Genomic DNA, 13,169 nt, shown 5'->3' with positions numbered 1-13,169 from the left:
GGACGGTGGATGACGACGCCGGGACCACGGCCGTGCGCGCCCCACGCGCGGTGGAGAGCGCCACAGGCGGAGAGCGACCGAGCGGCCCACGACGCCTGCCCCCGCCCCATGCCCGCAACCCTTCGGAGACCTTCATGAACGCCCCGGACCGCCTGCCCGACGCCGGGTACGCCGACATCAGCATCGTGGCGTCCACGCCCGATGTCGCCCGCCAGGTGGCGGAGGTCCTCCGGCGCTGCTTCACCTCCACCGAGCAGCGCAGCTTCCCGGTCGACCCGCACGGCGGCACCCGTCTCCAGCTCACCGTGGACACCACCAGGGCCGCGGAGCCCGCCCGGACCTGGCTGGAGAGCAGTGCCGAGAAGGACCACCCCAGGACAGAAGGCTGAGCCCGCCCGGGCGCCGCCCCGCCGCTCAGTGGTGGAAGCCGGTGCGCTCGGCGTCGGTGGGGGTGCCCGTGGCCAGGCGGCGCAGGGCCTGCCGCAGGTCGTCGGCGAGCAGGGCGATCTCGTCGCGGCCGACGCCGTGCCGGATCAGCACCCGGTGCACGACCGTGTCGTGCCGGTCGGCGGGGAGCGGGTACGCGGGGACCTGCCAGCCGCGCATGCGGAGTTGGTCCGACAGGTCGTACAGGCTGAAGCCCGCCCCACGCGGGTCGGTGAGCGTGTACGAGACGGCGGGCAGCGCGCCCTCGCCGTCGTACAGGAGGGTGAACGGGCCCATCTGGCGTACCTGGGTCGCGAGGTACCGGGCGGTGTCGGCGCACGCCTGCTGGACGCGGCGGTAGCCGGCCCGGCCCAGGCGCAGGAAGGCGTAGTACTGGGCGATGACCTCGCCGCCGGGCCGGGAGAAGTTCAGGGCGAAGGTGGGCACGTCGCCGCCGAGGTAGTCGACCTGGAAGACGAGTTCGGCGGGGAGGGCGTCCGCGTCCCGCCACAGCGCCCAGCCCACGCCCAGCGGCGCGAGCCCGTACTTGTGCCCGGACGCGTTGATCGACGCGACCCGGTCGAGGCGGAAGTCCCACACCAGGTCCGGGTGGAGGAACGGCGCGACGAACCCGCCGCTGGCGGCGTCCACGTGGATCGGCACGTCCCAGCCCCGCTCGGCCTCGATCCGGTCGAGTGCGGCGGCGATCTCGGCGACGGGTTCGTAGGCGCAGGTGAAGGTCACCCCGAGGATCGCGACGACGCCGATCGTGTTCTCGTCCACGTACGCCGCGACCTGTTCCGCCCGCAGCCCCGTCGCGCCCGGCTCCAGCGGCACCTGGCGCAGTTCGACGTCGAAGTAGCGGGCGAACTTCTCCCAGCAGACCTGCACCGGCCCGGCGACGATGTTGGGCCGGTCGACGGGTTCGCCCCGCGCCTGTCGCCGGGCGCGCCAGCGCCACTTGAGCGCGAGCCCGCCGAGCATGGCCGCCTCGCTGGACCCGGTGGTCGAGCAGCCGACGGCCCCGCGCGGCCGGACGCCACCACCCTCGCCACCGCCACCGCCGCCATCACCGTTGCCGCTCGACGGCGCGTGCCACAGGTCGGCGATGATGCTCACGCAGCGCGCCTCGATCGCGGCGGTCTGCGGGTACTCGTCCTTGTCGACCATGTTCTTGTCGACGCACTCGCTCATCAGCCGCCCGACGTACGGCTCGGTCCACGTCGTGCAGAACGTGGCCAGGTTCTGGGCCGCGTTGCCGTCGAGGAGCAGCTCGTTGTGGAGCAGCTCGTAGACCACGTCGGGCGGCGCGTGCTCCGCCGGCATCCGGTGCTTGGGCAGGGCGTGGGCGCTCAGCGGTGACGCGAAGACGTCGGTGTACGGATCGTCCGCGTCCGCGTGCTGGTCCTTGGCTCGGTGCAGGGCCATGGGTGTCATCCTCCGGCGACGAACGCGGCGATCCCCCTGGAACGACGTATACCGGACGGCCCCCGATCCCGCTCCGCGAGTTCCCGTGCCCTGCGGACGCGCGGACCCGTCGCCGTGAGACCGTCACGCCGCAGGACCGTCACGCCGTCACGCCGTCGCCCCGCCACTACCGCCCGCCGCCCGCTGGCCGAACAGCTCCGTGAGGTGGTGCCGGAGCACGGCCAGCGCGGCCTCGGGTGGGCGCTGGCCGACCAGGACGCTGGTGCCGAGGCCGTGGCTGAGGGCCAGCAGCCGGGCGGCCTCGATGGCGGGGTCGGCGGTGCGGGGCAGTTCGCCGGCGGCGCGGGCCGCCGCGAGCGCGTCGGAGAGCTGGGCCTCCAGGTGGTTGGGGCCGGCCACGAAGGGGCGCGCGGCCAGTTCCGGGTCGGTCATCGCGAGCACCGCGTACGAGGTCCAGATCAGGTGGAAGGCGCGGCTCGCTTCGTCGGTGGGCAGCGCCTCGGCGCAGAACGCCTCGGTGAACGCCCGCGCCGTGACCGGACTCGGCAGCCCGGCCAGCCGGTCCGCCCAGCGCCGCTGGCTCTGCTCCTCCAGGGCGCGCAGGGTCGCGTGGACGAGGTTGGCCTTGGTCTCGAAGTAGTACTGCACAAGGCGCAACGACACGCCGGCCTCGGCCGCGACCGCGCGCAGGGTGACCGTGTGCAGGCCCGTGCGCGCGACGACGCGCACCAGGGCGGCGGTGATCCGCGCGCGGCGCTCGGCATGGTCGACGGTCTTCGGCACCGCCGGCCCTCCCCTGCTCGTCGGTCGGGCCCGCTCCCCAACGCGCCCCGGAACCTTTATGGTACCGCCGTACCATAAAACTCGGGAGGCGGGTGCCATGGCGGAGCACGAGGCGGGCGACCCCCACCGGCACCCACCGGCCACGGCGGGCGGAAGGCCCGACCCCGCGCGGGGCGGGCACCCCGCGCGGGGCGGGCCGGCCGGCGAGGTGGCGGGCGGGACGGGTGGCGACGCGGGCAGCGCGGCGCCCGACGGGCGGTGCGCGGCGGACGGTCAGGGGGATCAGGACGGTCAGGGCGCGCGGGGTGGCCAGGGCGCTGAGGGCGCGCGGGGTGGCCAGGGCGCTGAGGGCGCGCGGGGTGGCCAGGGCGCTGAGGGCGTGCGGGGCGACGGGCGGCGCGCCGTGCTCGCGCTCGCCTGCGCCGCGCAGTTCATGGTCATCCTCGACGTGTCCGTGGTGAACGTCGCGCTGCCGTCGATCAAGGACTCGCTCGGCTTCGACGCGGTGGCGCTCCAGTGGGTCGTCGGCGCGTACGCCATCGCCTTCGCCGGCCTGCTCCTGCTCGGCGGCCGGCTCGCCGACCTGTACGGCAGGCGCCGGGTCTTCCTCTGCGGGCTCGCGCTGTTCTCGCTGTCCAGCCTGGTCGGGGGGCTCGCGGGGGCGCCCGGCGTGCTCATCGCCATGCGCGCCGTCCAGGGCCTGGGCGCCGCCGTCCTCGCGCCGGCCACCCTGACGATCCTGACCACCACCTTCGTCGAGGGGCAGGGCCGCACCCGGGCGCTGGCCACCTGGACGGCCGTCAGCTCGGCCGGCGGCGCGGCCGGCAACCTGATCGGCGGGGTGCTCACGCAGTCGCTGTCCTGGCGCTGGACGCTGCTGATCAACGCGCCGATCGGGCTGCTGACCGGCCTGCTCGCGCTGCGGCTGCTGCCCGCCGACCGGGCCCGCGCGGCGGCCCGGCGGCTCGACGTGCCGGGCGCGGCGCTGGCCACGATCGGCGTGACCGGCCTCGTGTTCGGCGTGACCCAGGCCGAGCGGCACGGCTGGGCCGGCCCGGCCACGCTGGCCGGGCTCGGCGGCGGCGCGCTGGCGCTGGCCGGGCTGTGGTGGGTGGAGGCGCGGCACGCGGGCGATCCGCTGATCCCGCGCGCGCTGCTGCGCGCCCCGGGCGTGCGGGTGGGCAACGCGGTGATGCTGCTGGCCGGGGCGTGCTTCATCCCGATGTGGTACTTCCTGTCGCTGTACATGCAGGACGTCCTGCACTACGGGGCGCTCGCCACCGGGCTCGGCTTCCTGCCGCACACCCTGGCCGGCATCGTGGCGGCCCGGCTCGCCCCGCTCGCGATGCGGCGGGTCGGCGCCCGCGCGCTGATCGTGGCCAGCGCCCTGCTCGCCGCGGGCGGCTTCCTGTGGCAGAGCGCGCTCGGGCCGCACAGCGACTACGTGACCGGGCTGCTCGGACCGGCCCTGGTGATGTCCACCGGGATGGGCCTGTTGATCACCCCGATCACCACCACCGTCACCTCCGGCGTCGCGCCCGACGCCGCGGGCGCCGCGTCGGGCCTGATGAACGCCGCCCGGCAGGTGGGCGGGACGTTCGGCCTCGCCGTGTTGGTCTCGGTCGCGGGCACCGCGGCCGGCGCGGTCGCCGGCTACCAACGGGCGTTCTGGGCCATCGCCGGCCTGTGCGCGCTGGTCGCGGCCCTGGCCGCCGCGCTGCCCCCCAGCCCTCCCGCCCGCACCACGGACGCCCGCCCCACCCCGGACACTCCCGACGCCCCGGACGACGATCCACCGGACCAACCCACGGGGGCCGAGGCCACCCGCTAGCCACCCCCGCCGCCGCTGGGCGCCCCCCGGCGAATTACGGATGCGTCCCGCACCCCCCGCGAACTAGCCTGACGGCATGTCCACGCCCCGGATCTCCTAGCTCAAGGACCCGCTTCCACGCCACCCGTGTGTCCTTGTGCTTATCCGGAGCGTCTCCCCATGATCACTGTTCGCGGTCTCGACGTGCGCGTCGGCGCCCGTCTGCTGCTGTCCGACATCTCCTTCCACATCGCCCCCGGCGACCGCGTCGGCCTGGTCGGCCGCAACGGCGCGGGCAAGTCCACCCTGCTGACCCTGCTGGCCGGGCAGGTAGCGCCGGTCGCCGGCAGCATCACCCGCACCGGCCCGGTCAGCTACCTCCCGCAGGACCCACGGGCCGCCGACCCCGCCACCACCGTCGCCGACCGGGTGCTCTCCGGCCGCGACCTCGACCGGGCGGTCGCCGCGCTGCGCGCCGCCGAGACCGCCATGGCCGAGGCGGCGGGCCCCGGCGCGCAACGGCGGGCCATGGACGCGTACGCGCGGGCCGAGGACGAGTTCCAGGCGCGCGGCGGGTACGCGGCCGAGGCGGAGGCGGCCCGGGTGGCGGCCGGCCTCGGGCTGCCCGACGACGCCATGGGCCGGCCCGTCGGCGAACTCTCCGGCGGCCAGCGGCGCCGCGTCGAGCTGGCTCGCATCCTGTTCGCCGGGCGGGGCACGCTGCTGCTCGACGAGCCGACCAACCACCTGGACGCCGACTCCGTCGCCTGGCTGCGCTCCTTCCTCGCGGCGCACCAGGGCGGCCTCGTACTGATCAGCCACGACACCGGGTTGATCTCCGACACCGTCAACCGGGTCTTCCACCTCGACCCGGACAGCGCCGGCCTGAGCGTGCACAACACCGGGTGGCGGACCTACCTCACGCAGCGGGAGGCCGAGGAGCGGCGGCGCGGCCGGGAGCGGGCGAACGCCGAACGCAAGGCGGCCACCCTGCACGCGCAGGCGGACCGGATGCGGGCCCGGGTGGCGACGGCGGTGGCCGCCAGGAACATGGCCCGCCGCGCCGACCGGATGCTCGCCGACCTCGAACCGGCCCGCCGGCGCGAGAAGGTGGCCAGGTTCCGGCTGCCGGAGCCGGCCCCGTGCGGCCGGATGCCGCTCGGCGCGGTCAGCCTGGTCAAGGCGTACGGGCAGCGCCGCGTGCTGGACGGCGTCGACCTGGCCGTGGACCGGGGCAGCCGCCTCGTGGTACTCGGCCTGAACGGCGCCGGGAAGACGACACTGCTGCGGCTGCTGGCCGGCCGCGAACGGCCCGACGCGGGCCGCGTGGTGCGCGGCCCGGGGCTGCGGCTCGGCTACTTCGCGCAGGAACACGACACGTTGGACGGCGCCCGGACCGTACGGGAGAACCTGGCGAGCGCCGCCCCCGGGCTCACCGACGGCGAGGTGCGGCGGGTGCTCGGCTCGTTCCTGTTCAGCGGGGACGACGCGACCAAGCCGGCCGGCGTGCTCTCCGGCGGCGAGAAGACCCGGCTCGCGCTGGCCGGCCTGGTGCACTCCGGCGCGAACGTGCTCCTCCTGGACGAGCCGACGAACAACCTCGACCCCGCGTCGCGGGACGAGGTGCTCGGCGCGGTCGGCACCTACCCAGGCGCGATCGTCATGGTCACCCACGACGAGGGCGCCATCGCCGCCCTGCGCCCGGACCGCGTCCTGCTCCTGCCGGACGCGGACGAGGACCTGTGGAACGAGGAGTACCTGGCGCTGGTGGGCCTGTCGTGACCGCACCAGGTCGCTCCCGCGCGGGCCCGCCGCCAGCCGCCGCCCACCGCCCGGCGCCCCGCCCCGGGGGCGCCGGGCCCAGCCGCGCGGGGCCAGCGCCGGGCCGACCATGCGGGCCCGCGCGGGGCCGCACCGTACGCGCCGGCGATCCGGGCCCCGCCGGGCGTTTCCCCCGTACGGGTGATCGCCGCTTCGTTGCGGCGCTGCGGCTGGACGCGGGGCCCTAGCTTGGCGCGTTGGTGAACCTGGTGGCTGGTTCCGCTGACCGGAGGTGCTCTCCCCGTGCAAGGTCCCGCTCCGCAAGACGACCAGCACCCCGACGCGGCCTCGGACGGGCGGGGCGCGCTCTCCCCCGACGCCGTCGACGCCCTCCTCGCCGACCTCGGCTCGGCCGCCCGCCAGGTGCTGGCCGAGGCCGAGGCGGTGGAGCGGCGGATGGAGGAGCTGACCGACGCCGACGAGGAGACGATGGTCCGCGACCGCGCGGCGGGCCGCAGCGTGTACGCGCCGACCTCCGCGCTCGCCTCGGCCCGGGCCAGGCTCTCGGCCCACTCGGCCCTCGGCCACCGGGAGACCGCGCGCGCGTTCGTCTCCTGGTGGGCCGACGCGGCGACGGTCGCCCTGGTCACGGCCGCCTGCCACGCCGCGCCGCACGAGGTCCGCATGGTGGCCGCCAACCCCGAGATCGCCATGGACGACGAGGACCTGACCCACCTGCCCAAGATCTCCGACCACTCCCGCCAACTCGTCGAACTCGGCGCGCACATGCACGACAACGGCGACGGGCTGTACGAGATGGTCGCCGACCTGGCCGTGCGCAGCGGCGTACGCATCGGGCGGGACGCGCGGGGCGCGGTGACGGTCTACGAGGACGGGCAGCCCGACGCGCGGCGCCACCGCCTGTGGGGCAACCGGTGGGCCGACCACCAAGTGCCCACGCTGCCGACGTCCGAGCAGCTCACCGTCCTGCTCGGGGGCGCGCCCGCCGACGTGCTGGCCCGGCTGCACGCCGCGCTCGCGGCCATCGACGCGACGCTGGTGGCCAAGGCGCACGCCGAGCGGCTGAGCGACAAGGACGGCCCGTGGACGCCGGCCGAGATGATCGAGTACGACCAGCTCTCCGCCCAGGTCGAGGGGCTGACCCGGCAGTTGGCGCAGTACGCGCAGGCCGCCGCGGACTGCGTCCCCGCGGCCCGCGCCCTCGCCCGCCGACACGAGGCCGCCCCCGCGCCGGCCACCTGAGCGCGGGCCGAGCCCGCCGCCTCCCGGGCCCGTCTCCCGAACCCGCGCCCGAAACCCGCGCCCCGACCCCGCGCTCAGGTCCCGCGCCCCGGCCCGCCGCCCCCGGCTCCGCCGGCTCATGGGCCAAGCCAGCGCTGGGGGGCCCGCAAGCGATGTCGAGGATTGACGTGGGCTTTCGTCGCGGATGACGATCTCTGGCGGGCCCGGCGCACGCCGGCGCCCGGCGCGAGCCGGAGCCTCCGGCGCCGCGAGCGATCGGAGGATGATCCGTGGAAGCGCTTGAGGCGGTGGCCATCGGGGCCGCGGGCGTCGTGGCCGGTGGCATGAACGCGGTCGTCGGCTCCGGGACCCTCGTCACCTTCCCCACCCTGTTGGCCTTCGGCTACCCGCCCGTGGTCGCCAACGTCTCCAACAACATCGGCCTGGTGCCCGGCTCGATGAGCGCCGCGTACGGCTACCGGCGCGAGCTGCGCGGCCAGCGGGGGCGGATACTGCGGTTCGCCGTCGCCTCGCTCATCGGCGGGCTGACCGGCTCGCTGCTGCTGCTCAAGCTGCCCGAGTCGGCCTTCGACGCCGTGCTGCCCGTCCTCATCCTGACCGCCTGCGTGCTCGTCCTCCTCCAGCCGCGCCTCAACCGCTGGTTGAGCAACCGCAAGCGCGGCCCCCGGCACAAGGACGGCGGCGTACCGGTGTGGTGCGGCGTGCTGGGCACGGGGGTGTACGGCGGGTACTTCGGCGCGGCCCAGGGCGTGTTGATGATGGGCATCTTCGGCGCGTTCCTCGACGAGGACCTGCAACGCCTGAACGCGGTGAAGAACGTGCTCGGCTCCGTCGTCAACGGCGTGGCCGCCGTCGTCTTCATCATCGTCGCGGACGTCTCGTGGGCCGCCGCCGCGGTGGTCGCCACCGGCGCCACGATCGGCGGCCTGATCGGCGCCCGCATCGGTCGCAAGCTGTCGCCGACCGTGCTGCGCGGCATCATCGTGGCCGTCGGCCTCACCGCGTCCGTGGTGGTGATCGTGCGCTGAAGCCGAAGTCCCGCCCTCACCCAGTCCTCAGGCTGGTCCTTCGTCGGGCGGGTCTTCGTCGAGCTGGTCCGTCTTCGGGCTGGTCCGCCCTCCCGCGACCCGCCCGCCGCGAGCCACCGCCGCGCCGACAACGGCCGTTGGGGCAGAGCTACCACCCATCTGCTCGATCACGGGGCGGAGTCGATCAAGGGCGGCCCGGGCGTCGGGCCACCCTTGATGACCGGTCACACGTACATGGCTGCCTTCTGCATCGCCTGGTGCAGGATCCGCGCCCAGTCGGGCGCGGGCGCGGCACTGGACCCACCAATCAACACGTCCTGGGACGTGCCCGCCGCGCCCCAGGGTTCCGCTGCTGTCGCAGCCGAAGTTGTCGTTACTGTCGCCCCGACCGCGAGCGTGGCTACCAACCCCGTGGCGGCGACCACACGACGAACGCGCATGACGTACCCCTCTCCAAGAAACCCCGCCCTGGTGCGGGCTGAGTATCTGGACTCTGACAGGAGATGGTCAGCGGCGATTGCGAGGAAAGGGATCTTGTCGAATATGCGACCGCGTTTGTCTCATCCGAGACCCGCCCGCCGCCCCCTCTCACTCCTCCCCGGGGGCCCGACCCGTCACGCGACGGAACCCCACGGCACGCCGCACGGCACCCCGTCAGCCCAGCCCACCTCACGCCGGCGCACGTCACATGGGTTCACGCCTCACAGGTTCACGTCACGTCGGTCATCCTCGGCGTCTCGCCCGCCGTCCTGGTCACGTCGATCACGGCGAAGCCGGCGCCCTGCGGGTCGGTGAGGGACGCGAACCGGCCATACGGGGTGTCCATCGGGCCGAAGTGCGCCTGGCCGCCGCCGGCGGTCGCGCGGGCCACGGCCGCGTCGCAGTCGTCCACGGCGAAGTAGACCTGGAGGTGCGAGGGCACCTCGGCCGGGAAGTCCTCACCCATCGCCATCCGGCCGAGCACCGGCCCGTCGGCGAGGCTGAAGACCCTGAAGTCCATCTGCTCGTCGTCCATCTGCTGCGCGCGGTAGGGGAAGACGGCGGTGAAGAACGCGTCGGACTGCCGCGGCTGGCGCGTGTACACCTCGGCCCAGCAGTACGCGCCGGGCTCGGCGACCTTCTCGAACCCCTTGTGCTGGCCCGCCTCCCAGACGCCGAAGGCGACCCCGCTCGGGTCGCGGGCGATCACCATCGTGCCGAACTCGCTGACCCGCATCGGCCCCATCACCACCTCGCCGCCGGCCGCCCGGATCGCCTCGGCGGTCGCCGCCGCGTCGTCCGACGCGAAGTACAGGCACCACGCGGACCGCTCCTCGGCGCCCGGCATGGGCGGCACGATCGCGGCCACCGCCTTACCGCCCGCGTACGCCTGTGTGTAGTTGCCGAACTCCGTTGAGCTCTCCCCGAAGGTCCAGCCGAGCACATCGCCGTAAAAAGTCCTGGCGCCCTCGAAATCGGTGAACATCGCGTCGGCCCAACACGGTGTTCCTGTCGCGAAGGTGGTCATGGTCCACATGTCCTCTCGGTCGCCGCGCCCGCCGGCCGGTGGGCGGTTCCGTTCCGCGCTCTCGCGAGTCGGTTCCCCTTTGCCGCCGGTACGGAATTCCGCGCCGTAACCCGCGGCTCGCCGGGGCCGCGGCCGGCGTAAGCGCCGGTCAACGGGGGTGACCACGCTAACGGTTCGCGGCCCGCCGGCCTGCGAGCGACTCGGCCAATTCCTACGGCACATCGAGGTCATTCACGGTCCGCATCGCGGAATTCAGGGCCCTAATTCCGACAGGCGAGAACACGTTTTCCGACAGGCGAAAACGGCTATCTCGCCGGCAACAGATCGAACGGGAAAAACGCGCGAAGTACTTCCCGGAGGGGGTAATGTCTGCGCACCGTCCCGCTTTTTTCCGTCCCGCCGTGCCCGGTGCCGTCGCGCCGTCGTGCCGGCACGCCGTCGTGCTCGCCGCGCCGTCGTGCCACCGCGCCATCGTGTTCGCCGCGTCACCGCGTCGCCGCGCCGCCGAGCCCGGCAAGAAGAGGAGATCCGCCATGCCCGCCGTACCGCCGCTCAACCCGCCCGTCTCCCTCACGCCCACCACGGGCCCGGACACGTCGCCCGCCCCGCCGGCGGCGACACCGGCCGCCCAGGTCGCCCAGGCCACGCCGGCCACCGCGACGCCCGCGGGCACGGCGACCGAGGCCACCGCGGCGGCGATGGCGATAGCCACCACCGCGGCCGACCAGCACTCGGTGATCCAGGTGCGTGGCGCCCGCGAGAACAACCTGCGCGACATCTCGCTCGACCTCCCCAAGCGGCGCCTGTCGGTGTTCACCGGCGTCTCCGGGTCCGGCAAGTCCTCGCTGGTCTTCGGCACCATCGCGGCCGAGTCGCAGCGGCTGATCAACGAGACGTACACGGCGTTCGTCCAGTCGTTCATGCCGAGCCTGGGCCGCCCCGACGTGGACGCGCTGCACAACCTGAGCGCGGCGATCGTCGTGGACCAGGAGCGGATGGGCGCCAACTCCCGCTCCACGGTGGGCACCGCGACCGACGCGTACACGATGCTGCGCATCATCTTCAGCCGCCTGGGCACCCCGCACATCGGCACCTCCAGCGCGTTCAGCTTCAACGTGGCGGAGGGCATGTGCCCCGAGTGCGAGGGCGTCGGCGAGGTCTCGAAGATCGACGTCGAGCAGCTCGTGGACCGGGACAAGTCGCTGAACGAGGGCGCGATCACGGTTCCCGGGTTCGCCGTGGACTCCTGGTACTGGCAGGTCATGGCGGGTTCCGGGCTCTACGACCCGGACACCAAGCTGCGGGACTTCACCGAGACCGAGTGGGAGGACTTCCTCCACAAGCCCAGCACCAAGCTCAAAATCGGCTCCAACAACATCACGTACGAGGGCCTGGTCACCAAGGTCCAGCGGGTCTACCTCAGCAAGGACCGCGAGTCGATGCAGGCCCACCTGCGCGCCTTCGTGGACCGCGCGGTGGTCTTCGCCTCCTGCCCGGCCTGCGCCGGCTCCCGGCTCAGCGCCGCCGCGCTGTCGTCCACGATCAACGGCGTGAACATCGCCGAGTGCTCCGCGATGCAGATCAGCGACCTGGCCGCGTTCGTACGGGACATCTCCGACGCGTCCGTCGGCCCGATCGTCACGTCGCTGCGCGAACTCCTGGAGTCGCTGGTCGAGATCGGCCTCGGTTACCTCAGCCTGAACCGCGCCTCCGGCACGCTGTCCGGCGGCGAGGCGCAGCGCGTGAAGATGGTGCGCCACCTGGGCTCCAGCCTCACGGACGTGACGTACGTCTTCGACGAGCCGACCGTCGGCCTGCACCCGCACGACATCCGGCGGATGAACGACCTGCTGCTGCGGCTGCGCGACAAGGGCAACACGGTGCTGGTCGTGGAGCACAAGCCGGAGGTGATCGCGATCGCCGACCACGTCGTCGACCTGGGCCCGGGCGCGGGCTCCGAGGGCGGCCAGCTCTGCTACGCGGGCGACGTGGCGGGCCTGCGCGCCTCCGACACGCTCACCGGCCGCCACCTGGGCCACCGGGCGCGGCTGCGCGAGCGGCCCCGCGAGCCGCGCGGCTGGATCGAGATCCGCGGCGCCGACGCGCACAACCTGAAGAACGTGGACGTCGACGTCCCGGAGGGCGTCCTCACGGTGGTCACCGGCGTCGCCGGCTCGGGGAAGAGTTCGCTGATCCACGGCTACCTGAGCGACCGGGAGGGCGTGGTCGTCGCCGACCAGTCCCCCATCCGCGGCTCCCGCCGCTCCAACCCGGCCACCTACACCGGCCTGCTCGGCCCGATCCGTACGGCCTTCGCCAAGGCGAACGGCGTCAAGCCGGCCCTGTTCAGCGCCAACTCGGAGGGCGCCTGCGCGAACTGCAACGGCATCGGCCTCGTCTACACCGACCTCGCGATGATGGCCGGCGTCGCCTCGACCTGCGAGGAGTGCGAGGGCAAGCGGTTCACGCCCGAGGTGCTGACGTACACGCTGCGGGGCAAGAACATCAGTGAGGTGCTGGGCCTGTCAGTGGCCGAGGCGTACGCGTTCTTCCCCACCGGCCAGGCGCACACCATCCTCGGCCGGCTGCGCGACGTGGGCCTGAGCTACCTGCGCCTCGGCCAGCCGCTCAACACCCTCTCCGGCGGCGAGCGGCAGCGCCTCAAGCTGGCCATCCACATGGCCGAGAAGTCCTCGACGTACGTCCTGGACGAGCCGACGACCGGCCTCCACCTCGCCGACGTGGACAAACTCCTGGCCCTGCTCGACCAGTTGGTCGACGCCGGCAACACGGTCGTGGTCATCGAGCACCACCAGGCGGTCATGGCCCACGCCGACTGGCTCATCGACCTCGGCCCCGGCGGCGGCCACGACGGCGGTCGCGTCATCTTCGAGGGCACCCCGGCCGCCCTGGTCGCCAAGGGCGAGACGCTGACGGCTGAGCACCTGCGGGAGTACGTGGGCGGCTGAGGCGCGCGCCTCAGCCGCCGATGACCGCACGGGGGCGGGGGCCGGCGCCCCGGCTGAACCCCTGGCCGGTTCCGGCCGGCCCTGGCCAGGGCGCGGGCGCGGCCTCCGGCCGGGGCTCGGGCCAGGCCCCCGGCCGGGGCTCGGGTCCGCCGGGGGCTGTGTGGGGCCGGGGTGGCGCGGGCCTGGAGCTGCCG

9 protein-coding genes are annotated in these 13,169 nt (G+C 74.1%); 6 read left to right on the top strand and 3 right to left on the bottom strand.

From position 1 onward, the window contains the following. Nucleotides 1-134 precede the first annotated feature (134 nt). Nucleotides 135-389 (top strand): hypothetical protein, encoded by a 255-nt coding sequence (locus H7H31_RS17605; RefSeq protein ID WP_187061562.1) that lies wholly within the window; start codon nt 135-137, stop codon nt 387-389. A 25-nt stretch (nt 390-414) separates the two neighbouring features. On the opposite strand, the gene H7H31_RS17600 is transcribed toward H7H31_RS17605, so the two are convergent. Together H7H31_RS17600 and H7H31_RS17595 are read right to left on the bottom strand one after the other, a co-directional pair. After that, nucleotides 415-1,854, bottom strand: coding sequence for a glutamate decarboxylase (locus H7H31_RS17600; protein WP_187061561.1), 1,440 nt, complete (start codon nt 1,852-1,854; stop codon nt 415-417). 147 nt (nt 1,855-2,001) lie between these two features. Beyond that, entirely contained in the window at nt 2,002-2,637 is a 636-nt protein-coding gene (locus tag H7H31_RS17595) for a TetR/AcrR family transcriptional regulator (RefSeq protein WP_187061560.1), read from the bottom strand. Between the two features lie 97 nt (nt 2,638-2,734). Between H7H31_RS17595 and H7H31_RS17590 the strand changes: the two genes are divergently transcribed. The 4 genes from H7H31_RS17590 to H7H31_RS17575 all read left to right on the top strand — a co-directional run bounded on the left by H7H31_RS17590 (nt 2,735) and on the right by H7H31_RS17575 (nt 8,499). Then, on the top strand, nt 2,735-4,468 hold the full coding sequence (locus tag H7H31_RS17590) for an MFS transporter (RefSeq protein WP_232109920.1): 1,734 nt from the start codon (nt 2,735-2,737) through the stop codon (nt 4,466-4,468). Nucleotides 4,469-4,627: 159 nt separating this feature from the next. Next, a complete protein-coding gene (locus tag H7H31_RS17585) occupies nt 4,628-6,229 on the top strand; it encodes an ABC-F family ATP-binding cassette domain-containing protein (protein WP_187063369.1) in 1,602 nt (533 codons plus the stop codon). A 282-nt stretch (nt 6,230-6,511) separates the two neighbouring features. Beyond that, the gene (locus tag H7H31_RS17580; RefSeq protein WP_187063368.1) at nt 6,512-7,471 is read left to right on the top strand and encodes a hypothetical protein; all 960 of its coding nucleotides are present in this window, start codon (nt 6,512-6,514) and stop codon (nt 7,469-7,471) included. A 269-nt stretch (nt 7,472-7,740) separates the two neighbouring features. Then, entirely contained in the window at nt 7,741-8,499 is a 759-nt protein-coding gene (locus H7H31_RS17575; RefSeq protein WP_187063367.1) for a sulfite exporter TauE/SafE family protein, read from the top strand. A 709-nt stretch (nt 8,500-9,208) separates the two neighbouring features. On the opposite strand, the gene H7H31_RS17570 is transcribed toward H7H31_RS17575, so the two are convergent. Next, nucleotides 9,209-10,006, bottom strand: a complete 798-nt coding sequence (locus H7H31_RS17570) for a VOC family protein (protein ID WP_187063366.1) — start codon at nt 10,004-10,006, stop codon at nt 9,209-9,211. A 698-nt stretch (nt 10,007-10,704) separates the two neighbouring features. Between H7H31_RS17570 and H7H31_RS17565 the strand changes: the two genes are divergently transcribed. Next, nucleotides 10,705-12,975 (top strand): ATP-binding cassette domain-containing protein, encoded by a 2,271-nt coding sequence (locus H7H31_RS17565; protein WP_187063372.1) that lies wholly within the window; start codon nt 10,705-10,707, stop codon nt 12,973-12,975. The last annotated feature ends 194 nt before the right edge of the window (nt 12,976-13,169 follow it).

The organism is Streptomyces buecherae (genome assembly GCF_014295035.1).
Lineage (GTDB): Bacteria > Actinomycetota > Actinomycetes > Streptomycetales > Streptomycetaceae > Streptomyces > Streptomyces youssoufiensis.
This window is presented reverse-complemented; position numbering and strand designations above follow the sequence as displayed.